This window comes from Phenylobacterium deserti, assembly GCF_003254705.1.
In the GTDB taxonomy this organism is placed as follows: Bacteria; Pseudomonadota; Alphaproteobacteria; order Caulobacterales; family Caulobacteraceae; genus Phenylobacterium; species Phenylobacterium deserti.
This window is the reverse complement of the sequence record NZ_QFYR01000001.1, coordinates 518,450-538,816: the sequence shown is the minus strand read 5'-3', so window position 1 is coordinate 538,816 and position 20,367 is coordinate 518,450. Positions and strand designations below refer to the sequence as shown.

The 20,367-nt window shown below is 67.2% G+C and carries 19 protein-coding genes and 1 tRNA gene; 7 read left to right on the top strand and 13 right to left on the bottom strand.

The genetic code is table 11. The features are described 5' to 3' along the window. Window positions 1-42: 42 nt before the first annotated feature. Complete coding sequence (locus DJ018_RS02665) at window positions 43-3,144, bottom strand: TonB-dependent receptor (protein WP_165842777.1); 3,102 nt, start codon at window positions 3,142-3,144, stop codon at window positions 43-45. Window positions 3,145-3,404: 260 nt separating this feature from the next. Between DJ018_RS02665 and zwf the strand changes: the two genes are divergently transcribed. The 4 genes from zwf (at window position 3,405) to DJ018_RS02645 (ending at window position 9,854) form a co-directional block, all read left to right on the top strand. Then, window positions 3,405-4,850: a glucose-6-phosphate dehydrogenase gene (gene zwf, locus DJ018_RS02660; RefSeq protein ID WP_111514640.1), complete on the top strand. Its 1,446-nt coding sequence runs from the start codon at window positions 3,405-3,407 to the stop codon at window positions 4,848-4,850. Further along, entirely contained in the window at window positions 4,843-5,874 is a 1,032-nt protein-coding gene (gene glk / locus DJ018_RS02655; RefSeq protein WP_240609434.1) for a glucokinase, read from the top strand. Before zwf ends, glk begins: the two co-directional genes overlap by 8 nt. Window positions 5,875-5,987: 113 nt before the next feature. Next, complete coding sequence (locus tag DJ018_RS02650; protein ID WP_111513328.1) at window positions 5,988-7,010, top strand: LacI family DNA-binding transcriptional regulator; 1,023 nt, start codon at window positions 5,988-5,990, stop codon at window positions 7,008-7,010. A 312-nt stretch (window positions 7,011-7,322) separates the two neighbouring features. Beyond that, window positions 7,323-9,854 carry a glycoside hydrolase family 3 protein gene (locus tag DJ018_RS02645; protein WP_111513327.1) on the top strand — a complete coding sequence of 844 codons (2,532 nt, stop codon included), beginning with the start codon at window positions 7,323-7,325 and terminating at the stop codon, window positions 9,852-9,854. Between the two features lie 57 nt (window positions 9,855-9,911). Here DJ018_RS02645 and DJ018_RS02640 read toward each other — a convergent pair whose 3' ends face one another. The 4 genes from DJ018_RS02640 to DJ018_RS02625 all read right to left on the bottom strand — a co-directional run bounded on the left by DJ018_RS02640 (window position 9,912) and on the right by DJ018_RS02625 (window position 14,690). Further along, a complete protein-coding gene (locus tag DJ018_RS02640) occupies window positions 9,912-10,856 on the bottom strand; it encodes a cation diffusion facilitator family transporter (RefSeq protein WP_111513326.1) in 945 nt (314 codons plus the stop codon). A 97-nt stretch (window positions 10,857-10,953) separates the two neighbouring features. Then, the gene (locus DJ018_RS02635) at window positions 10,954-12,069 is read right to left on the bottom strand and encodes a Gfo/Idh/MocA family protein (protein WP_111513325.1); all 1,116 of its coding nucleotides are present in this window, start codon (window positions 12,067-12,069) and stop codon (window positions 10,954-10,956) included. A gap of 62 nt (window positions 12,070-12,131) precedes the next feature. Further along, the gene (locus DJ018_RS02630) at window positions 12,132-13,511 is read right to left on the bottom strand and encodes a Gfo/Idh/MocA family protein (protein ID WP_111513324.1); all 1,380 of its coding nucleotides are present in this window, start codon (window positions 13,509-13,511) and stop codon (window positions 12,132-12,134) included. Between the two features lie 57 nt (window positions 13,512-13,568). Further along, window positions 13,569-14,690: a Gfo/Idh/MocA family protein gene (locus tag DJ018_RS02625; protein ID WP_111513322.1), complete on the bottom strand. Its 1,122-nt coding sequence runs from the start codon at window positions 14,688-14,690 to the stop codon at window positions 13,569-13,571. A 126-nt stretch (window positions 14,691-14,816) separates the two neighbouring features. Here DJ018_RS02625 and DJ018_RS02620 point away from each other — a divergent pair, with 126 nt between their 5' ends. After that, window positions 14,817-15,251, top strand: coding sequence for a cupin domain-containing protein (locus tag DJ018_RS02620; protein ID WP_111514639.1), 435 nt, complete (start codon window positions 14,817-14,819; stop codon window positions 15,249-15,251). 35 nt (window positions 15,252-15,286) lie between these two features. Here the strand turns inward: DJ018_RS02620 and DJ018_RS02615 are convergent. Continuing rightward, window positions 15,287-15,376: transfer RNA gene (locus DJ018_RS02615), tRNA-Ser, on the bottom strand. A gap of 152 nt (window positions 15,377-15,528) precedes the next feature. On the opposite strand from DJ018_RS02615, the gene msrA reads away from it, so the two are divergent. Both msrA and DJ018_RS02605 read left to right on the top strand, forming a co-directional pair. Next, entirely contained in the window at window positions 15,529-16,182 is a 654-nt protein-coding gene (gene msrA, locus DJ018_RS02610) for a peptide-methionine (S)-S-oxide reductase MsrA (protein WP_111513320.1), read from the top strand. 7 nt (window positions 16,183-16,189) lie between these two features. Next, window positions 16,190-16,525, top strand: a complete 336-nt coding sequence (locus DJ018_RS02605) for an MmcQ/YjbR family DNA-binding protein (RefSeq protein ID WP_111513318.1) — start codon at window positions 16,190-16,192, stop codon at window positions 16,523-16,525. Here the strand turns inward: DJ018_RS02605 and DJ018_RS02600 are convergent. The 7 genes from DJ018_RS02600 to DJ018_RS02570 form a co-directional block, all read right to left on the bottom strand. Then, the gene (locus DJ018_RS02600) at window positions 16,522-17,289 is read right to left on the bottom strand and encodes a DUF599 domain-containing protein (protein WP_111513316.1); all 768 of its coding nucleotides are present in this window, start codon (window positions 17,287-17,289) and stop codon (window positions 16,522-16,524) included. The two genes, DJ018_RS02605 and DJ018_RS02600, sit on opposite strands and share 4 nt — an antisense overlap. A gap of 1 nt (window position 17,290) precedes the next feature. Next, window positions 17,291-18,604 (bottom strand): MFS transporter, encoded by a 1,314-nt coding sequence (locus DJ018_RS02595; RefSeq protein ID WP_111513314.1) that lies wholly within the window; start codon window positions 18,602-18,604, stop codon window positions 17,291-17,293. Between the two features lie 110 nt (window positions 18,605-18,714). Further along, window positions 18,715-18,873: a DUF3309 family protein gene (locus DJ018_RS02590; RefSeq protein WP_111513312.1), complete on the bottom strand. Its 159-nt coding sequence runs from the start codon at window positions 18,871-18,873 to the stop codon at window positions 18,715-18,717. A 75-nt stretch (window positions 18,874-18,948) separates the two neighbouring features. Then, window positions 18,949-19,344: a DUF983 domain-containing protein gene (locus DJ018_RS02585; RefSeq protein ID WP_111513310.1), complete on the bottom strand. Its 396-nt coding sequence runs from the start codon at window positions 19,342-19,344 to the stop codon at window positions 18,949-18,951. Between the two features lie 87 nt (window positions 19,345-19,431). Further along, window positions 19,432-19,659, bottom strand: a complete 228-nt coding sequence (locus DJ018_RS02580; RefSeq protein ID WP_111513308.1) for a hypothetical protein — start codon at window positions 19,657-19,659, stop codon at window positions 19,432-19,434. Window positions 19,660-19,720: 61 nt separating this feature from the next. Then, window positions 19,721-19,858, bottom strand: coding sequence for an entericidin A/B family lipoprotein (locus DJ018_RS02575; protein WP_111513306.1), 138 nt, complete (start codon window positions 19,856-19,858; stop codon window positions 19,721-19,723). A gap of 33 nt (window positions 19,859-19,891) precedes the next feature. Continuing rightward, window positions 19,892-20,362, bottom strand: coding sequence for a DUF5615 family PIN-like protein (locus DJ018_RS02570; RefSeq protein ID WP_111513304.1), 471 nt, complete (start codon window positions 20,360-20,362; stop codon window positions 19,892-19,894). Window positions 20,363-20,367: the final 5 nt, after the last annotated feature.

The window sequence follows — 20,367 nt, the reverse complement described above, 5'->3', positions numbered from 1 at the left end:
AAAGGCCGGGCGGTGGCCGCCCGGCCTTCTGATTGTCGGCGCCTAGAAGGTGTAGCGCAGGCCCACATAGTACTGCCGGCCGAAGTGGCGGTTATTCCAGACCCGCTCGGCCACGGTGTCGTTGTATTGCATCGCCTCTTCGTCGGTGAGGTTGATGCCTTCAAGGCTGACCTTGAGCTTCTCGGTGAGCTGATAGGACAGGGAGGCGTCGACCATGAAGGTCGCGGGCACCCAATCGGCGTCTTGGTAATCCTGCCGCCGGGTGCTGGTCAGATTGCCCTGGTTGGCCGATGGGATCGCCGTCAGGTAGTCGCCGCGATAGGAGCCGGACACCCGAGCGCTGAGCTTCTCGTCCTCGTAGAACAGGGTGACGTTGTAGGAGCCCTTCGAGACGTTCTGGCGGCGGCTCTCCAGCGGGATCGAGCAGACCCCGTTCACCGGCGTGGCGCCGCACGAGATCTGGGTGCCGGTCACGTAGGTGTAGTTGAACAGGCCGCCGAAGTTGCCCGTCCATTCCGGCATGCCGAAGTTGTCGCGCAGGAAGGTGAAGGGCATCTGGATGTTGAGCTCGGCGCCCTCGTAAGGCTCGCCGCCCGGCGCGTTGATCGTCGTCGAGAAGCTGGTCTCGTCGCTCGGCGTCCGGCCGGAGCCGGCGAGCAGAGCGGGATCAAGGCCGAAGGAGCTGAACGGGCCGGTCAGGCGCACGCTGCTGAAGTCCTGAGTGATCTCCTTACGGAACAGGCCCAGGGCGATCAGCGAGTTGCGCGTCGGGTACCACTCGAAAGACAGGTCGTAGGTGTTGGCCTCCTGCGGCATCAGACGCGGGTTGCCGGTGGAGACCGACAGGTTGCCGGTGGTGTTGACCGTGCCGCCGGGATTGAGGGCGCCCAAGCCTGGACGCACCATCACCTTGGCGGCGGCGCCGCGGATGAGGATGTCCGGAGTGACTTCCACGACCACGTTCGCGGCCGGGAGCCAGTTGTCGTACGAGTTCTCGACAGTCAGCTGCAGCGGAGCGCCAGCCGCGAAGGTGTAGCCCTCGGCTGTGGTGTCGGTGTCCACATAGCGTACGCCCACGTCGCCCCGGATCCGCCAGGGCAGGACGTCGGTGTCGAAGTCGAGCTGCACGTACCCTGCGCGGGACTCCTCGGTGATGGTCCGGAAGTTGCCGCGGGCGTTGGTGTTTTCGATCCCGAACAGGGCGAACGTGCCCTGGTTGCTGTAGATGTTCAGCGCGCTGGCGATGGCGTCGAAGTTCGGGACCACCCAGCCGTCGGGCAAGTCCGCATCCAAGCCTTTGCCGAACCCGGTGAGCTGCTCGGTGATGCTGGTGATGCTGGCGCCGGCAGGTAGGGCGGGAACCGCGAACTCCGTCTGGCGACGATATTCCTGGCCATCGTTGACGTACTTCTTCCAGACGGCGCCGGTGCGCAGGGTGAAGGTGTCGTTGATGCGCCATTCGATGTCGCCGACCACCTGATCGAAGCTGTTCTGCACGAACTGCGGACGGAGGCGGATCTCGCTCGGGCGCACCGTGCCGGTGGTGTTCGCGTTGGTGAAGGTGAAGGCGTTCGGGTCATTGACGTCGAAGCCCCAGCCGATCGAGGGCATCTTCGGGTTGTCGCGGGCGTCGAAAACCCAGTTGTCTTGGTTCGCACGGTCCAGGGTGATCGTGGTCTGGATTGGGTTCTTGAAGCTGGACTTGGAGGTGCCGATCAGGCCGCTGATCTTGATGTTGTCCGTCAGCTCATGGGTGCCGCTGAGCGTATACTGCGTGAAGATCGTTCGCAGTTCGTCTTCCCGGGCCTCCACGCGGATGTCGACGTTGTCGAACACGCCGTAGGTGAGGGTGCCGTTCGCGTCGGTCTCGAAGACACGCGGGATCATGTACGGCTTGCCGAATTCCGGAGAGGCGGCGCCACGGCTGAAGGAGATGCCTTCCAGGAAGCTTTCGCGCCGGTCGGACTTATAGTCCGCGTACAGATAATCGAAGTTGATCAGGGTGCGCGACGTGGGCTTCCACTGCAGCGAGCCGGTGATCCCCAGGCGCTCCGTCTCGTAGTCGAAGCGCAGATACCGCGGGATCCGCGGGTGCCAGCTGCCCGGGTCGGAGGCGCGCTGGTAAGTGGCGATGTTCTCGGGCGTGCCAGGCAGGCGCGGCTCGCCTGCTGCGCAGTTGGCGGCGGTGGCGCCGACAGCGGCGTTGGCGCCTGGGTTAAACTGCTGGCCGGCCGTAGCGGCGTTGGTGTCGAAGCCTAGCGGGCTGCACCAGCCGCCGTTGCTGGTGCCTTCGCCCCAACGAACGGTGTCCCAGCCTTCTTCGCGGACGTTGCGCTTGGAATGGGCGACCGAGACGAGGACGCCGACGGTGTCGTCGAGGAACTTCTTGCTGGCCAGCACGGCGAAGCGCGGGTCCCAGCTCTTCGAAAGGTCGTTGTACCCGGCCTGAGCGGACAGCACGAGCGACTGGTCCTGGCGGAAGTCGAAGGCGCGCGAGGTCTGCAGGTCGACTGTCGCCCCGAGCGAGCCTTCCTCGACGCTGGCCGACGGAGTCTTGCGGACAGCCAGGCTGTTGAAGAGCTCGGAAGCGAAGACGTTGAAGTCGAACTGGCGCGCACGGTTGGCGCCGCCGTCAGCGTCGGAGCCGCCGGTGGAGGCGAGGGCTTCCATGCCGTTGATGCGCACGCGAGTGGAGCCGGGGCCCAGGCCGCGCACCGTGATGTTGCGGCCTTCGCCGCCGGCGCGGGTGATGGCGACGCCAGGGATCCGCTGCAGCGATTCAGCTAGGTTGTTGTCCGGGAATTTGGCGATGTCCTCGGCCTTGATGGCGTCGACGACGCCGGCCTCGGCGCGCTTGACCGCGATGGCGCTTTCAATCGCCGCGCGGAAGCCGGTGACCACCACTTCGGACACTGTGCCTGCATCGCTCGGCGTCGTGCCGCCTGGCTGGGGCCCGTCGGCCACCGGCGAGGTGGTCTGCTGGGCGCCGTCGGGCAGCCGCGTGCCGGCCGGAGCGCCGCCCGGCGCGGTGGGTTGAGCTTCCTGCGCGAGGGCTGATCCGGCCGAAAGAGCCAGAACCATCGCCAGAGCCGCTGTAGACGCGCCGCTTTGCAGCCGGCGCAGGCGATCGCCGCCGTGCGTCATCCAAATTCCTCCCATGTCCACCGGTGTGTCCCGGTGCGTTTCGCCGCCTGAGGCGGTCGTGATTATGCCACCGGTGTCATAGTCGAGCGTGTCTTCGTGACACCGGTGTCAAGGGAGCTTAGATCGGTTAGCGGCAAATGCAAGCATCTCGGAGTTCTGCCAAAATCCGGCTTCTCGTCTGCGTAGCGCGCAGGCCACAGTGATCCGCTAGCGCCTGAGGAGGGTTGCGCGGGGCGGCGGGCTATGACAACGCTGTCAAAATGCATGCTGGATCGCAAGGCGCTGGCTGGGACGGGAGCCGAACCGCGTCGTCGCTGATCCTGGTCGGCGGCGGTGGCGACCTGTCCATGCGCATGCTGCTTCCCTCGCTCTATCTGCTCGAGGCGGACGGCCTGTTGCCGGACGCGCTGCCTATTCTGGCGATCGGACGCGATCCGGATGCGGAGGGCAGCTTCCGTCAGCGGGTGCAAGCCGGCGTGGAGCGGGCGCTGGGCGGGAAACCGGATGAGGAGATCTGGCGGCGGTTCCTTGCCCGGCTGAGCTACATTGCGACCGACGCCACGTCAGGCGAGGCGCTAGCCCGGCTGCGTCCCGCCGCGGGCGAGCGGCCGGTGGTCTACCTCGCCGTCTCTCCCGATCTTTATGGCTCGATCTGCATGGCGCTGGAGGCGGCCGGCTTGGCAGGGCGCGACTCGCGCCTCGCTCTCGAGAAGCCGCTCGGCCGCGATCTCGCCAGCTGCGAGGCGATCAACGAGGCGGTCGGCGCGGTGTATGCCGAGCGCCAGGTCTTCCGGGTCGATCACTACTTGGGCAAGGACACGGTGCAGAACCTTCTGGCGCTGCGCTTCGGCAACGCCCTGTTCGAGCCGCTGTGGAACCGCCTCAGCATCGACCACGTGCAGATCACGGTGGCCGAGACCGAAGGCGTCGGCGAGCGTTGGCCCTATTATGATCGCTACGGCGCCCTGCGGGACATGGTTCAAAACCACATCCTGCAACTGCTCTGCCTGATCGCTATGGAGCCGCCCGCCGAGTTCACCCCTGAAGCGGTTCGCGACCAGAAGGTGAAGGTGCTGCGTTCGCTGCGGCCGCTGGAGCCCCAAGAGGCGGCGCGTGGGCAGTACGTGTCAGGGGCGCTCGATGGCGCAAATGCGCCGGCGTACGCGGACGAGCGCGGCTCGCCCTCGGGCACCGAAACATACGTCGCCCTGACCGCTCGCATCGACAACTGGCGCTGGTCGGGCGTGCCCTTCTACCTGCGGACCGGCAAGCGCCTGCCCGAGCGGCGGACGGAGATCGTGGTCCAGTTCCGGCCCGTGCCGCACGCCCTCTTCAGCGGCGAGCTCGAGCCGAACCAGCTGGTGATCTCCCTGCAGCCTTCCGAAGAGATCTCCTTGCGGCTGATGCACAAGGCGCCTGGTCTGGCTCGCGACGGCATGCAAGTGCACGGACTTCCCCTGCGACTGGCGAGCGCGTCCGGTGGTCGGCGACGGATCGCCTACGAACGCCTGCTTCTGGACCTGATCAAGGGCGATCCGACGCTGTTCGTGCGTCGTGACGAGATCCAGGCCGCCTGGCGGTGGGTGGACGGCATCACACAAGGCTGGGAGCCGGGCTCTGCGCCTGATTCCTACGCCGCTGGAACATGGGGGCCGCAGAACGCCTCCGAAATGATCGACAGGGATGGGAGACGCTGGCGTGACTGAGGCGGAAATCCTGGGATTGAACGATCGCGTCGATGGCGCGGGTGCAGCGCGCGAGCGCAGGGCGAGCAGTTTCGGGCTGGTCGGCGACATCGGCGGCACCAACGCGCGCTTCGCGCTGGCGGAGATCAGCGCGGATGGGACGATCGCGCTCGGCGGCTACCGCAATCTCCTATGCCGGGACTACGCCAGCGTCACGGACGCCATCGCCGCCTACCTGAAGGATCTGGGCGTGGCCGAAGCGCCGGGCGCCTGCGTGACCGCGGTCGCGGGGCCCGTGACCAACGGCGCGATCCACATGACGAACTTCGTCTGGCGCTTCTCCGAAGCGGACCTGCGGGCGGTCGGCTTCCGGGCCGCACGCATCATCAACGACTACCAGGCCCTCGCCATGGGCGCGGCGGACTGCGGCGAGGCGGGTCTGCGCCACGTGGGCGGTCCCGCGGCCGGCATGGCCGAGCAGACCGTCGCCGTCCTGGGCGCCGGCACCGGGTTTGGCGTTTCTGCGCTGGCTCGCGATCCATTCGGTCAGGCGGTCATGGCGACCGAAGGGGGCCACGTCGCCTTTGCGCCCGTCGATGCGCTGGAGATCGAGATCCTCAAGCGCCTGATGGAGCTCTATGGCCGCGTTTCGGTGGAGCGCATCCTGTCGGGTCCGGGATTGGCTTGCCTGCACACCGTGATGGCCGAGATCCATGGTGAGACCGCTACGGAGCTCGCGCCCGAGGCGATCGCCCAAGGCGCAGCGGCAGGCGATGAGGCCTGCGCCCGCACGGTGGAGCAGTTCTGTGCGGTGTTCGGCAGCGTGGCCGGCGACCTGGCCCTGGCGCTCGGCGCCCGTGGCGGCGTTTACCTCGGGGGCGGCATCGCGCCGGGCGTCGCCGATCAGCTCGCCGCCAGCCGCTTCCGCGAACGCTTCGAGGCCAAGGGTCGGTTCCAGCCGTATCTGGCGGCGATCCCCACCTGGATCATCACTCATAAGCAGGCGGCGCTAATTGGCGCAGCCAAGGCGCTCTCCGACCTCTGAAAGCGGCGAGGGGGCCGGGCCCCCTTCTCATAGAGATGTCCGATGTCGGAGGGGCTTGCTAAGCGCAAGCGGCGCCTTAGCTTGGCGGCGCCACCGGCCATAACGGAACAGCCGTGCCTTCAGTCACTATCCACGACGTCGCCGAGCGCGCCGGGGTCTCGATCAAGACGGTCTCGCGGGTCCTGAACAAGGAGCCGAACGTCAAGCCCGAGACTCGCGACCGGGTGCTCGCGGCTGCCGAAGCCCTGCGCTATCGGCCCAGCGTGTCGGCCCGCAGCCTCGCCGGGTCGCGCTCTTACCTGATCGCGCTGTTCTACGATAACCCAAGCCCCGCCTACGTCAGCGACGTACAGCGAGGGGTAGTCACCACCTGTCGTGAGACCGGCTATCACCTGGTGGTGGAGCCGTTCGACTCCGCCGGGGCGGACGCGGCCGACCTGGTGCGCGCCACCATCGCCACTCTGCGGCCTGACGGCGTGATCCTGACGCCGCCGGTGTGCGACCGCCGCCAGATCCTGGACGCCGTCGACGAGACCCGCGCGCCCTATGTCCGAATCGCCCCCGACGGGCTGATCGACCGCGCGCCATACGTCTGGATGGACGACAAGCAGGCGGCCTACGAGATGACCGGGCACCTGCTGAAGCTGGGTCATCGGGACATCGGCTTCATCATGGGGCACCCGGAGCACGGGGCGGGCCACCTGCGTTTCGAAGGCTTCGCCCAAGCCATGCAGGACCAGGGCTGCCCCGTTCGGCCGGAGCGGGTGAAGCAGGGCTACTTCTCGTTCCGTTCGGGTTTCGACTGCGCCGAGGAATTGCTGGCGCCCAAGGACCGGCCGACCGCCATTTTCGCCAGCAACGACGACATGGCGCTGGGCGTGCTCGCCGTCGCCCACCGGCATGGGCTCACGGTGCCGACGGACCTGTCGGTGGCCGGCTTCGACGACACCCCGGCCGCAAGCACCGTCTCCCCTCAGCTCACCACCGTGCGTCAGCCGATCCTGGAGATGGCGCAGGCCGCGGCGGAGATGCTGATCGCCGGCGAATGCGAGTTGCAGCCGGGCGAGAAGCCGCCGTCGCGCCTGCTGCCCTTCGACATCATCCTGCGCGAGTCCACGGCACCGCCGCGAGGCTGACAGCCCTTTGGAAGGCGGGCCTGAGAACCACTTCCTGCACATGGGCGTTGACAGCGCTGTCAAGCTGAAGCAGGCTTAAGGAGACAACGGCTTGCCGCCAGAAGCGGGCCGGGGAGGATGGACATGACCAAGGTTCGCAAGGCGCGTTTCGCGCCCACAAAAGAATGCGTGCCGCCGTCAGTCTGAGCGTTTCGCTGCCGACAAGCCTTGCTGTGTCGGGCGGCCGCCTCCTAACATTCCCCTAGACTGGCGCGGCGGGGCTCGTCCCCGTCGCGCCCCTTCTTTATTTGCAACAAGCGGAGCTTGGCCCAGATGAACCGCCAGAACAGCCGCCGGGGCGCCCTGACCTTCGCCGCCGCCGCCGCGCTTCTGACCTACGCCTCCACCTGGACCGGCGCCGTCGCCCAGACCCCCGCCGCGCCGGCCGCCAACGCGGGCGTCGCCCATCCGGAGCTTTGGCCCGCGGCCAAGAGCCAGGGGCTGATCGATCCCAAGACGGAAGCCGCCGTCACCGAGCTGATGAGCAAGATGACCGTCGAGGAGAAGGTCGGGCAGCTGATCCAGGGCGACATCGGCTCCATCCGGCCTGAGGACCTGAAGCAGTATCCGGTGGGCTCGATCCTGGCCGGGGGCTCCAGCCCGCCGCTGAACTCGGACGACCGCTCGCCAGCCCAGCCCTGGCTCGACACCGCCCGCGCGTTCCGCGCCGCCTCCATGGAGGCCCGTCCGGGCCACACCCCGATCCCGGTGATCTTCGGCGTCGACGCCGTGCACGGAAACAATAACATCGTCGGCGCGACGCTCTTCCCCCACAACATCGGTCTTGGCGCGATGCGCAATCCGGCGCTGGTGCAGAAGATCGGCGAGGCGACCGCCATCGAAGCGGCGGCCACCGGCATCGACTGGGCGTTCGGCCCGACGCTTGCGGTGGTGCAGGACGACCGCTGGGGCCGCACCTACGAGAGCTATTCGGAAGATCCGGAAGTGGTCGCGTCCTACGCCGGTCCGATGGTGACCGGCCTGCAGGGCCCGATCTCGTCTTGGCCGTCCCTGGCTAACGGGCGCGTCGCGGCTTCGGCGAAGCACTTCCTCGGCGACGGCGGCACGCAGAACGGCCGCGATCAGGGCGACAACCGCTACAGCGAGCAGGACCTCGCTCGCATCCACGGCGCGGGCTATCCCCCGGCGATCAACGCCGGCACCATGACCGTCATGGCGTCCTTCTCCAGCTGGCAGGGCGTCAAGATGCACGGCAACCAGAGCCTGCTGACCGACGTGCTGAAGGGCCGGATGGGCTTCGACGGCTTCGTGATCAGCGACTGGGAAGCTCACGGCCAGGTGCCGGGCTGCACGGAGACCAACTGCCCGCAGGCGATCACCGCCGGCATCGACATGGTCATGGCGTCCAACAGCTGGAAGGGCCTCTACACCAACACCCTGGCGCAGGTGAAATCGGGTCAGATCCCGATGGCGCGGGTGGACGACGCGGTCCGCCGCATCCTGCGCGTCAAGTACAAGCTCGGCCTGTTCGGTCCGCGCCCGCTGGAAGGCAAGCTCGACCTCGTGGGTGCGCCCGAGCACCGCGCCATCGCCCGCCAGGCGGTCCGCGAGTCCCTGGTCCTGCTGAAGAACAACGGCTCGGTCCTGCCGATCAAGGCCGGCGCCAAGGTGCTGGTCGCCGGTGACGGAGCCGACGACGTGGGCAAGCAGTCCGGCGGTTGGACCCTGTCATGGCAGGGCACGGGCAATTCGCCCAAGGACTTCCCCGGCGCGACCTCGATCTACAAGGGCATCCAAGAGGCTGTCAGCCAGTCGGGCGGCAAGGCCGAGCTGTCGGCTGACGGCTCGTTCAAGACCAAGCCGGACGTCGCCATCGTGGTGTTCGGCGAGGACCCCTACGCGGAGTTCCAGGGCGACATCGCCAACCTCGACTACAAGGGCGCGGACCAGACGGACCTCGCACTGCTGAAGAAGCTGAAGGCGCAGGGCATCCCGGTCGTGTCGGTGTTCATCACCGGCCGTCCGCTGTGGGTGAACCCCGAGCTGAACGCGTCGGACGCTTTCGTGGCCGCCTGGCTTCCGGGCAGCGAGGGCGGCGGCGTGGCGGACGTGCTGATCGGCGACGCCGCCGGCAAGCCGCGCCATGACTTCAAAGGCAAGTTGTCCTTCTCCTGGCCCAAGCGCGCGGACCAGTACCGCCTGAACCGCAACGATCCCGGCTACGATCCGCTGTTCGCCTACGGCTACGGCCTGACCTATGCGGACAAGACCCGCGTGGCTCAGCTGTCGGAAGTCTCGGGCGTGACGGCGACCAGCAACAACCCGGATCGCTACTTCGTCGGCGGCCGCTTCGCCGCGCCTTGGCGCCTGGCGCTGCGTGACGCCGGCGGCGAGACGATCGCCACCACCGCGTCCGCTTCCAGCCCGCGCCGCGCCGTCTCGGTGGCGGCGGTGGACGCCAATGGCGTGCAGGAAGCCGGCCGGGCCCTGACCTTCACCGGCGCGGGCCAAGCGACCGCGGCGGTGACCGGCCCGTCCACGGACCTCAGCCGTCAGGCCAACGGCGACCTCGCCCTGCTGCTGCAGTACCGGGTCGACCAGAAGCCGACCGCGCCGGTGCAGCTGAACATCGGCACCGGCAAGGTGTCGCTGGACAAGGTGCTGGCGGACGCCCCCGTGGGTCAGTGGCAGACCGTTCGCGTGAAGCTGTCCTGCGTCCGCAGCCCGCTGGAAACGCTGACGGAGGTCACCACCCCGTTCGCCATCCAAACCAGCGGCCAGCTGAAGCTCTCGCTGGGTGAGGCCCAACTGGTGCCGAACCAGAACAACGCCATCTGCCCGTAAGAGCTGGCGACGCAGACGCGAGCTTTCAGGCCCTCCGGTTCGCCGGGGGGCCTTTTGCTATGCCTGGACGATGTCGAAGAACACGTGAGCGATGCGTGGGTCGGATCGGCGGGCCGCCGCTTCCAGCGCCGCCGCACCGTCTTCGACCTCGGCCCGGTCTAGCGCCAGGGCGAAGCGCCAGCGGATCGAGACGAGAATGTTCTGAGGCCCCAGGTGCAGAGTGCGCAGCTCGGCAAGTTCGCCCAAGTCGTTGCGCTCGCGCAGGCATTCCAGCACGCGCTCCACGATCACCGGGGCGGCCGCCTCGCCGGCGATCAGGCTGCGGGTCTCATTGGCCATGAACACCGCCACCGAGACCAGCAGCAGGCCGATGGCGATGGACGCAGCGCCGTCGGCCCAGGCGAGGCCCAGGAAGGTGGAGCCGATCACCCCCAGCGCCGCGAGCGCCAAGCCGACCAGAGCCGCGCCATCTTCCAGCAGCGTGGCGAAAACGTTCGGATCCTTGCTGCCGCGCAAAAAGGCGAACAGGCGGACGTTCCGGCCACGGACGATGTTCTTGTATTCCCTGTAAGCGGTGCGGAAGGACAGTCCTTCGAACAGGGCGGAAGCGGCGAGGACTCCAAGGCTGACCCAGGGCAGAGTGACCTCCTCCGGGTGCAGGATCTTCTCCGCGCCTTCCCAGATCGCCACCGCACCACCGGCCAGGAAGATCATCAGCGCAACGATGAAGGACCAGAAGTAGGTCTCCATGCCGTAGCCGAAGGGATGACGCTCGTTGGCGGGGCGGGCCGAGCGCCGCTGGGCGACCAGCAGCAGCACCTGGTCCGCCGTGTCGACCAGGGAGTGAATCCCCTCGGTCAGCATGGCTGTGGACCCGGTGAAAGCGAACGCCACGAACTTGGTGACGGCGATCGCCAGATTGCCCGACAGTGCGGCCAGCACGACCTTGCGGGCGCCGCTCACGTTCTGCGGCGAGGTGTGGGTCTTGATTGGCCGGCGCATGCCCGCTCCGCGGCTCCCGTTGCCGCTAGCAAAGCGCGCCGCGGGCGGAGCGTTCCCGGACTCAGTCGGCCGATTGAACGGTCGAGGGGGGCGACGCCTAGGTGAGCTTGACCGCGCGGCTCTCGCGAACCGAGCGGTAGATGGCCTCCATCACGCGTACGTCGCGCAGGCCTTCCTCGCCCGACACGATCGGCTCGCGGTTCGTCAGGATGCACTCGGCCATGTGATCGAGCTGGCCGGCGAACTGGTTCTTGCCGAGCGCGATCTCACGCGGCTGAGCCGGCTGGCCTCGCGGCGCGACACGCATCTGCTGGCCCGTGTAGGCGGTCGCCGGTTCCAGCTCGAACCAGCCGTTCTGCTGCACCACGCGGTAGCGGTTGTGGTTGCTGGTGTAGGAGGAGACGCAGTTCGCCACCGCGCCGGACGGGAACTTTAAGGCGAACAGGATGGTGTCGTCCACCTCGCGGAAGCGGATGTCCGAGCGATCGGTTTTCTCGATCGCGGTGACTTCAATCGGCTCCTCGCCAGTGAGGTAGCGGGTGGCGTTGAGGCTGTAGATGCCGATGTCCATCAACGCGCCGCCGCCGGCCAGCGAGCGCTTGAGCCGCCACTGGGTCGGATCGCCGATGTTGAAGCCGTGCTCGGCCAGGATCACGCGAGTCGGTCCCATCTCGCCGCCGCGGGCCATGCGGATGGCTTCGACGTTGTGCGCCTGGAAGCGGCTGCGATAGCCGATCATCAGCTTGCGGTTGGCTTGGCGGCAGGCGGCGATCATCTGCTCGCACTCGCGCACGGTGGGCGCCATGGGCTTTTCGCACATCACATGCTTGCCCGCCTTGGCGGCGCGGATCGAATACTCCGCATGCATGCTGTTGGGCAGGATCACGTAGACGACGTCCACATCCGGATTGTCCGCGATGCGGTCGAAGGTCTGGTAGGAATAGATGGACCGCTCGGGGATGCCGTACTGGGCCGCCAGGGTGCGGGCTTTCTCCGGACTGCCGCTGACCAGGGCCGTCAGTCGCGAGCGCTCGCTATTGACGAACTGCGGCATGATCTGGCGCGTGGCGTAGCTGCCCAGGCCCACGATGGCGTAGCCGATCTTGCGCCCGGCGGCCTGCGCCAGGGCTTGCGGCGACAGAACCGATGCCGCCAAGCCTGCACCTGCACCCAGGATCAGGCCGCGGCGGTTGAGACGCGATCCATCCGTCATCGTTCGACCTCCCAGTTTTAAGGCTGCACCTTGGCGCAGGTACGCGCCGTGCGATAGCGGCGTCAGACGTCGAAGCCGTGACCCTTGCGCATGGGGCGGCTCAGCCAGCTGTTCGCCTCGTCGTCGCCGATGAACCGTTCCGCAGCGGGATCCCAGCGCAGCCGGCGGCCCGCCTTCATGGCCATGTGGTGCAACAGGCAGGTCGAGCACGCCCGGTGGCCGATCTCGATGGGCGAGATGGGCTCCTTGCGGGTGAGCACGCTGTCCAGCCAGTTCCCGTGCTGGTCGTCGCTCTTGTAAAGGTGGATCTCGTTCGGGCCGATCACGCTGGCGAGGATCTTGGGATCGCTGGCGGTGAGCGGCGGCGACGGCGGGCCGGCGTTCGGATCGCTGGCGGTGACCGGCGCGTCCCGTGTGACGAAGATCCAGCCCTTTGTGCCGATGAACTTGATGCCGTTCGGGTAGTCGCCGCTGATCGCCATGGTCACGCCGTTGGCGTAGCGCGCCTCGGTCTTGAACGGACCGTGGACGTTCCACAGGCCGCTGGTGGGGAACTGAGCGTTACCCCAGATCTCAACCGGGCCGGTCAGTTCGGTGTCCATGCCCCAGTGGGCGATGTCCACGTGGTGCGCCCCCCAGCCGGTGATCATGCCGGCGCCGAACTGTTCGCAGCGCAGCCAGCCGGGCCTGTCGAACGAGTTCTGCGGGTGAACCCGGATCTCCGTGTAGTAGACCTCGGGCGTGGTCCCCAGCCAGGCGTCGTAGTTCAGGTTGGGCGGGATTGGCATCTGCGGGGCTTCCGGCCCGGACGGGTCGCCTGGCAGTCCGATCTCCACGTGGCGAAGTTCGCCGATGCGGCCATTGCGGACCAATTCCGCGGCGCGGTGAAACTGCTTCCAGGAGCGCTGCTGCGAGCCGATCTGCAGGATGCGCCCGGTGCGCTTCACCTCGTTCGACAGGAAGCGGCCCTCGGCGATGGTCAGAGACGCCGGCTTCTGGAGATAGACGTCCTTGCCCGCGCGCACGGCATGGACGGCCGGCACAGCATGCTGGTGGTCGGGCGTGGAAATCAGGACCGCATCGATGTCCTTGTTGGCCAGCAGTTCGCGATATTCGGTGTAGGCGCGCACGCCGTCGTAGGCGGGCCGGTTGAGCTTCTTGGCGTAGGTCTCGTTGACCAGCACCCGCCCGGCTTCGGCCCGCTTCGCGTCCACGTCCGCCACCGCGATGATCTGGGCGTGGTCGAACTTGCAAGTTTCCGGCATGTCGTGGATACGCGAGATGCGGCCGACGCCGATGGCGCCCACGTTGATCCGATTGCTGGGCGCGTTCTGGCCGAACACGGTCGAAGGCACGATCGTCGGGAAGCCCGCCGCCGCGCCCGCCGCAGCGGCTTTCTTCAGGAACGATCGGCGGCTGGCGCCCGGCGTCTTGCTGCTCATCGGCGTATCTCCCCTGGCGCTGCGCCTCTCCCCGGGCGCAGTCGCGGTTGCCTTGTGTCAGGCGGTGATGGTGAGGCGGCTGGCGTTCTTCTGCGCCGTAAGCACCAGTTCGGCGGCCAGGAGGGCCTGCTCCTGGTCTTGCGCGACGGAGGTGCGGTTGACGATGTCGGCCACGAATTGCGGGCCGAAGGGCAGGGCGACCTGACTGCAGTCCATGTAGGTCGTCTGCTTGCGGTCCACGAGGATCAGGTGGTTGCCGCCTTTGCGACCCGCCACGTCCACATACTTGCGCAGCTCGATGTAGCCTTCGGTCCCCAGGATGAAGAGCCGCCCGTCGCCCCAGACGCCCAGGCCATCGGGCGTGTACCAGTCGACGCGGATATAGCCGGTGCCGCCGTCGCCCGTCGCGGTCATGTCGCCGAAGTCCTGAAACTGCGGCCGGTCTTTGTGTGACACGTTGCCAACCTGCGAGGCGACGACCTTGGCCGTCTTCGAGCCGGTGTAGAACAGGAATTGGTCGGCCTGGTGGGAGCCGATGTCGGTGAGGATGCCGCCGTACTTGGCGGGGTCCCAGAACCAGTCCGGTCGGGTGGTGTTGCGCACCTGGTGGGGCGCGAGATTGACGGTCTGCACGACCTTGCCGATCGCGCCGGCCTGCACGAGCTCGCCAGCCTTCACCGCAGCCGGCACCTCGAGCCGCTCGGAGTACATGATCGCGAACTTGCGCCCGGTCTCCTTCACCGCCTTCCGGACGTCGGTCAGCTGCTCCAGGCTGATCACCGCCGGCTTGTCGCCGAGGAAGTCCTTGCCGTTGCGCATGGCCTTGATGCCCAGCGGCGCGCGCAGATGCGGCACCGGAGCGCCGGCGATCAGCTGAATGGATCGATCCTCGAGGATCTCGTCTTCGCTGCGGGCCAGCTTGATGTCGCCGAACCTCTGGCGGAAGTCGGCGATGTGCTTGGGGTCGGTGGCGTAGAAGGCCACAAGCTCGCCCCCGCCGCGCTGCACGGCCTGGGTCATGCTCATGATGTGGTAGTGGTCGAGCCCGATCACGCCGAAGCGGATCTTGTGGGTCGGCTTGGCCTGGGTGGGCTGAGCCTGCACGTGAACCGCGCCCACCAGGGCGGCGGCTCCGACACCGGTGGCAAGCAAGAGGTTGCGGCGGCTGACGTCGTCCATGGTTTCCTCCGGTGTCGTGAAGCAGGGCGCGTCGGCTCGCGCCTCTTGTGTCCGCTGACGCTATCTAACAACGTGCGCCTGTAAAGTGGTATGAGCATTGGTCAGACCAACCCCGGGAGGGTGATGATGCTTCGAGTTCGTGATGCGGTGATCGCGGTGGCGGCCGCGCTTATCGGTGGCAGCGTCGTTGCGGTCGTCCAGGCTCAACCGAACCTGATCGGCCCGTCGGTCTACGACTGGACCAAGATGAGCGCCACGGCCACGCCGCACGGCACACACCGGCAGGTGATGCGCGGCCCGACGAAGGCCCTGGCCGAGCTCGAAGTGCACGTCACGACCCTGAACCCGGGCCTTTCCTCTCACGCGCCGCACACGCACGAGAACGAAGAGCTGGTGATCATCCGGGAAGGCACGGTGGAGGTGCTGAACGACGGAGCCTGGAAGCGTCTCGGCCCCGGCTCGATCATCTTCAACGCGTCGAACTCGCCGCACGCCCTGCGCAACGTCGGCTCAAACCCCGCCGTCTACGACGTGGTGAACTGGACCCCGCCGAAGCGGTAAGCGGACTGTCGGGAAGGTCGCCCCTCAGGGGCGGATGGCGGTGAGAGAGGGATTCGAACCCTCGATAGAGTTTCCCCTATACACGCGTTCCAGGCGTGCGCCTTCAACCACTCGGCCACCTCACCACACACCGTCTCGGGGAGCGGCGTCCCGAGCGGAACGGGGGAGATATACTGCCCCGGCTCATGGGGCAAGCGGCGCGTGTCGCCCGCTCCGGGCGAGGTGCAAAAGGCGCACGGGGCTCCTATATCCTGGGGCAAATCCCAAGGAGTTCAGAATGCTCTTCGCCAAGAAGACCCTCGAGCTGCCGACGCCCGAGACGGCGCTGCCCGGCCGCCCGAACCCGATCCCCACCGCCGAGACCCACTTCGTCAATGGCCGCCCGCTGAAGGGTCCCTATCCGGAAGGCCTGGAGGAGGCGGTGTTCGCCATGGGCTGCTTCTGGGGCGTGGAGCGCATCTTCTGGAAGCTGCCGGGCGTCTATGTGACGGCTGTCGGCTATGTGAACGGCCTGACGCCGAACCCGTCGTATGAAGAGGTTTGCAGCGGCCGCACGGGCCACACCGAAGCGGTGCTGGTGGTCTATGACCCCAAGGCGATCACCTACGGCGACCTGCTGAAGGCGTTCTGGGAAAACCACGATCCGACCCAGGGCATGCGCCAGGGCAACGACATCGGCACGCAGTACCGTTCGGGCATCTACCCGATCAACGAGGCGCAGACTCGTGAGGCTGTGGCGTCGCGCGCGGCCTTCCAGTCGGCGCTGGCGGACAAGGGTTTTGGCGAGATCACCACGGAGATCGCCGAACCAGGTCCGTTCTACTTCGCCGAGGACTACCACCAGCAGTATCTGGCCAAGAACCCGAATGGGTACTGCGGCATCGGCGGCACGGGCGTGACCTGTCCGATCGGCGTCGGCGTCGAGGCCTGATCGGCCGATGACGCGGGGGGAGGTCGAGGCTGTCGCGCTGGGCCTGCCGGCCACCGAAAAGGTCGTCCAGTGGGGCGACCATGACGTGTTCAAGGTCGGCGGAAAGGTGTTCGCCATCAGCGGCGAGGACAGTCTCTCCTTCAAGGCGACCGAGATCGGCTTCATGGCCCTGACCGAGGGCGGTCCCGGTCGCCAGGCGCCCTATCTGGCCAAGGGCCAGTGGGTGAACGTCGCCTTGGCCGATGCCGGCGAAGACGAGGTGCGGGACTGGATCCGCACCTCGTATGACCTGATCGCGGCTAAGCTGACGCGAAAGGCGCGGGCAGAGCTCGGGATCGCCTAGAGGACCTCGCCCGAGCCTTTCTTGGCGGCCACGATGCCGACAGCCTCCAGCTCCCCGGAAATGATCCGTGCGTCGGTCTCCTCGGCGAGGCGACGGAATTCGCTGATTGCGCGCGCCGACCGTGAGCGGTGTTGGCGCGTCAGCAGCAGAAGCACCGCTCCGCCCGTGGCCACCATGAACGGGATCGGGCCGAACAACCACGCCGCCGCCGCAAGGGCGAAGTAGTAGCCGCGAACGCCCTGATTAAACGACGACAGGGCCGGGTTGAGCACGCGCGAGGCGAGCTCGCCGAGCTGGCGCAGCACCGTGGGGTCGTCCGTCAGCGGCACGGCGCCCACCGCGGCGATGCAATAGTTCATCTGCCGGATCGACCAGATGAAATCGAGCAGGCCGCGCGCCAGGGTGATCAGCACCAGGGCGATCTGCCCCTCGAACAACAGGCGCGAGGAGGTGCGGATCACCTCCAGGCTTGAGGCGCTGCGGAAGGTGGTCTCGCCGCCGAACAGCGCGCCGGCCGCCGCCGCGATCAAGATCAGGTTGGAGGAAGCGAAGAACGAGGCCGAGTTCAGGGCGTGGCCGAGCAGCTGGCCGTCCATCAACCGGTTTTCGCGCAGGGCCATGTTCCGCATCCAGATGGCGCGGATGACGGTCATGTCCGTGTTGATCACGCGGCCGCGATGCTTGGCCAGGGCATGGAGCAGCGGCTGGTAGCCGAGCCAGCAGAGGAAGAAGAAGCAAAGAGCTGCGATGTTCAGCGGGCTCACCTCAGTCCTCCTCGATCAGGCTGGTGCGGTTAGTGTTGCGCAGGCGCGCAGCGATCACGCAGGCCATGGCCATCGCTAACGACACGTAAATGTAGAACAGCTTCTCCTGCCCGGCGGCCTTCAGGCTGAGCGCCACCGACTCGGCGGTGCCGCCGAACAGGGCGTTGGCGAGGGCGTAGGGGAGGGCGACGCCGAGGGCTCGCAGGCGGGCCGGAAACAGCTCGGCCTTCACCGCGGCGTTCACCGCCGCATAGCCGGTGTGGATCAGCATCAGCAGCAGCACCAGCCCGAACGCGGCCAAGGGCGAGCCGCCGGCGGCGATGGCGCTCATCACCGGATAGGTCGCCGCGGCGCCGAGGCCGAAGCCGACGGCCATGGTGGTCTTGCGGCCCACATGGTCCGACAGCCAGCCCATCAGCGGCTGCGCCAGCATGTAGATCACCAGAGCGCCGGCCATGATGCCCGCACTGACGCTCTTGTCGTAGCCGGCCGTGTTGACCAGGAACTTCTGCATGTAGGTCGTGTAGGCGTAGAAAGAGAGCGAGCCGCCTGCCGTCAGGCCGAGGATCGCCCAGGTCTCCCGCGGATGGTCGCGGAACAGGGCCAGGGTCGATCGGCGCTTTGCTGCATCAGTTTGCGCCTTGGCGTTGAGGAACGATCGGCTCTCTTCCAGGCCCGCGCGGATCCAGAAGACGACGATGGCCAGCAGGCCGCCGATGATGAAGGGGATGCGCCATCCCCAGCTGTCCAGCGCTTCTTGACCCAGCAGATGCTGGACGACGATCAGAACCAGCAGGGCCAACAGCTGTCCGCCGATCAAGGTCACGTACTGGAACGACGACCAGAAGCCGCGCCGCCGGTGGCCGGACATCTCGGCCAGGTAGGTGGCGCTCGCGCCGTACTCACCCCCCAGCGAAAGCCCCTGAACCAGACGTGCCGCGAACAGCAGGACGGGCGCCAAGACGCCGATCTGCGCATAGGTGGGGATCAGGGCGATGGCGAAGGAGCCCGCGCTCATCAAGGCCACGGAGGCGGTCAGGGCCGCGCGCCGGCCGGCCCTATCCGCGTAGAGGCCCATCAGCCAGGCGCCCACCGGGCGGGCCAGGAAGCTCACGGCGAAGACGGCGGAGCTCTGCAGTTGCTGGGCTGTAGTGTCGCCCTTCGGAAAGAAGTGCGGGGCGAAGTAGAGGGCGAAGGAGGAGTAGGCGAACCAGTCGTACCATTCGACCAGGTTGCCGGCCGACCCGCCCAGGATCGCGCGCACCCGCGCCAGAGGGGTGAGCGCCTGCGTCTGCTGTCTGGCCGCGTCGTCCATGCATCCCCCGGTGACCGTCCGGCACGGATGCTATGTCAGTTCGGCCCGAAAACACGAGAGCCCCTGGCATGGCCAGGGGCTCTCGCGCTGAGCGGCTCTTGCCGCTCGATCTATAGGCGTCCCAGCAAAACCAGGATGATGATGATCACCAGAACCAGGCCCAAACCGCCGCTCGGGAAGTAGCCCCAGCCGCGGCTGTAGCCCCAGTTCGGAAGAGCGCCGATCAGAAGCAGGATCAGCAGGATGATCAGGATGGTGCCAAGGGTCATGGACGTATCGCTCCCAAACCGTCCCCCGACCTACGCCGTGGGAAACGACAAGCTTGGGCGTGAGTTCCGGGCTCGCTAGTCGGCGGCGTCGGCCGTATGCAGCTTGTGGTCGGCGTCCTTGACGCCCAAGGCGTACATCAAGCCGATCCAGCCGCCCTTCACGCGCGGCAGGATCAGAAGCGTCAGCACCGACAGGGCGCCCAGCAGGATCGGGACCGAGAGCCAGGCCGAAGACTCCCAGACAATCGGGAAGAAGAACAGCGGAGCCACGATCAGGTGGCCGACCAGCAGGATGGTCACATAGGCGGGGCCATCGTCGGCCGGGTAACGCGCAAGGTCATGGTCGCAGGCCTCGCAGCGCCCGTTCACCTTGAGGTACTTCCAGAAGAGCTTGCCCTCGCCGCAGTTGGGGCAGCAGCCCTTCAGGCCGCGCAGCAGTGACGGCATCAGCGGGTGAACGATCTCGGCCATGGCTGCGATATGTTCCTTCACGGCAGCGAGCGGAAGAGCGTGAGCCCTTCCGCCGCAGGTCTCGAACCGGAGACTAGGGCCGGAGCCCTAAGGGTGTGTTCGCTCCCGCTCCAGCGGCGTGGGCGAACCCAGTCCGTCGGTCTCGTTGGGCGTGTCGCCTTCTTCGGTGTTGGTGGCGCCCTCCCGCAGGATGTGCGGATCCTCGCCGGAGATGGTCGTGCCCTTGGAGGCGCCGATACCCGGATCGTCTTCCAGGTCGTCGCGCGGGAGGGTGGTGGGCGTGTGGCCCGACAGGTCGTGTTTGGAGCTGCTCATGAGGGGTCCTCTTGGCTTCCCATGAGTTTCCGAACCCGTCGGGCTGCGTCCCGTTCCTAGGCTAGCGCTTGGCGTCGGACGCGGTGCTGGTCACGGCCGAACCGACCGCCTGCACGTCGCGGCCAAGCCCTTCGACCGTGTTGCAGGCCGAGACGGCCAGCGAGGCCAGGGCGGCGCCCAGAACAATGAGTTTGCGCATGGGAATCCGCTCCGTTGATCTTCGACGGCAGCTCTATAGCAGAGCTTGGGGCGGCTTTTGGGCGAGGCTTTCCAGACGCGCGGCCATGCGCTTCACATGGCTGCCTGGCCAGTAGACGCGGCCGCACGTGGGGCACGCCCGAAAGGGCCCGTTCATCTGCGACGCCTCCGGCGGCATGCGCGCGAGGTCTTCATCTGTGGCGTCGCGCAGCGCCGTGTTGTCCATGACGCAGCGCGTGAACGGAGCAAGGCTCCAATCGAGGGGCAGATGAGCAGAAACCATCTGAGCCTCTTCGTCCGGACCGCGACCCTCCACGGCCAAAGCGCGGGGATGAGCCCGGCGCGCCAAGGCCTTGTCGCGTGTCAGCAGGACGCGGTTGTCCTCGCGGGCGAGCGCCAGAAGCTCGTCGTCGCTCTGGCCGCCCGAGGCAAGATAGGTGTCATAGCCTGCGGTGCGCAGCAGGCGCGCCAGGCGGACCAGCATCTCGTCGCAAAGGAAGCGCATCGCGC

Coding starts and splice junctions, on each gene's coding strand:
- DJ018_RS02665 (WP_165842777.1), bottom strand. CDS start 3,144: ATGACGCACGGCGGCGATCGCCTGCGCCGGCTGCAAAGCGGCGCGTCT.
- zwf (WP_111514640.1), top strand. CDS start 3,405: ATGCATGCTGGATCGCAAGGCGCTGGCTGGGACGGGAGCCGAACCGCG.
- DJ018_RS02645 (WP_111513327.1), top strand. CDS start 7,323: ATGAACCGCCAGAACAGCCGCCGGGGCGCCCTGACCTTCGCCGCCGCC.
- DJ018_RS02640 (WP_111513326.1), bottom strand. CDS start 10,856: ATGCGCCGGCCAATCAAGACCCACACCTCGCCGCAGAACGTGAGCGGC.
- DJ018_RS02635 (WP_111513325.1), bottom strand. CDS start 12,069: ATGACGGATGGATCGCGTCTCAACCGCCGCGGCCTGATCCTGGGTGCA.
- DJ018_RS02630 (WP_111513324.1), bottom strand. CDS start 13,511: ATGAGCAGCAAGACGCCGGGCGCCAGCCGCCGATCGTTCCTGAAGAAA.
- DJ018_RS02625 (WP_111513322.1), bottom strand. CDS start 14,690: ATGGACGACGTCAGCCGCCGCAACCTCTTGCTTGCCACCGGTGTCGGA.
- DJ018_RS02620 (WP_111514639.1), top strand. CDS start 14,817: ATGCTTCGAGTTCGTGATGCGGTGATCGCGGTGGCGGCCGCGCTTATC.
- msrA (WP_111513320.1), top strand. CDS start 15,529: ATGCTCTTCGCCAAGAAGACCCTCGAGCTGCCGACGCCCGAGACGGCG.
- DJ018_RS02605 (WP_111513318.1), top strand. CDS start 16,190: ATGACGCGGGGGGAGGTCGAGGCTGTCGCGCTGGGCCTGCCGGCCACC.
- DJ018_RS02595 (WP_111513314.1), bottom strand. CDS start 18,604: ATGGACGACGCGGCCAGACAGCAGACGCAGGCGCTCACCCCTCTGGCG.
- DJ018_RS02590 (WP_111513312.1), bottom strand. CDS start 18,873: ATGACCCTTGGCACCATCCTGATCATCCTGCTGATCCTGCTTCTGATC.
- DJ018_RS02585 (WP_111513310.1), bottom strand. CDS start 19,344: ATGGCCGAGATCGTTCACCCGCTGATGCCGTCACTGCTGCGCGGCCTG.
- DJ018_RS02580 (WP_111513308.1), bottom strand. CDS start 19,659: ATGAGCAGCTCCAAACACGACCTGTCGGGCCACACGCCCACCACCCTC.
- DJ018_RS02575 (WP_111513306.1), bottom strand. CDS start 19,858: ATGCGCAAACTCATTGTTCTGGGCGCCGCCCTGGCCTCGCTGGCCGTC.
- DJ018_RS02570 (WP_111513304.1), bottom strand. CDS start 20,362: ATGCGCTTCCTTTGCGACGAGATGCTGGTCCGCCTGGCGCGCCTGCTG.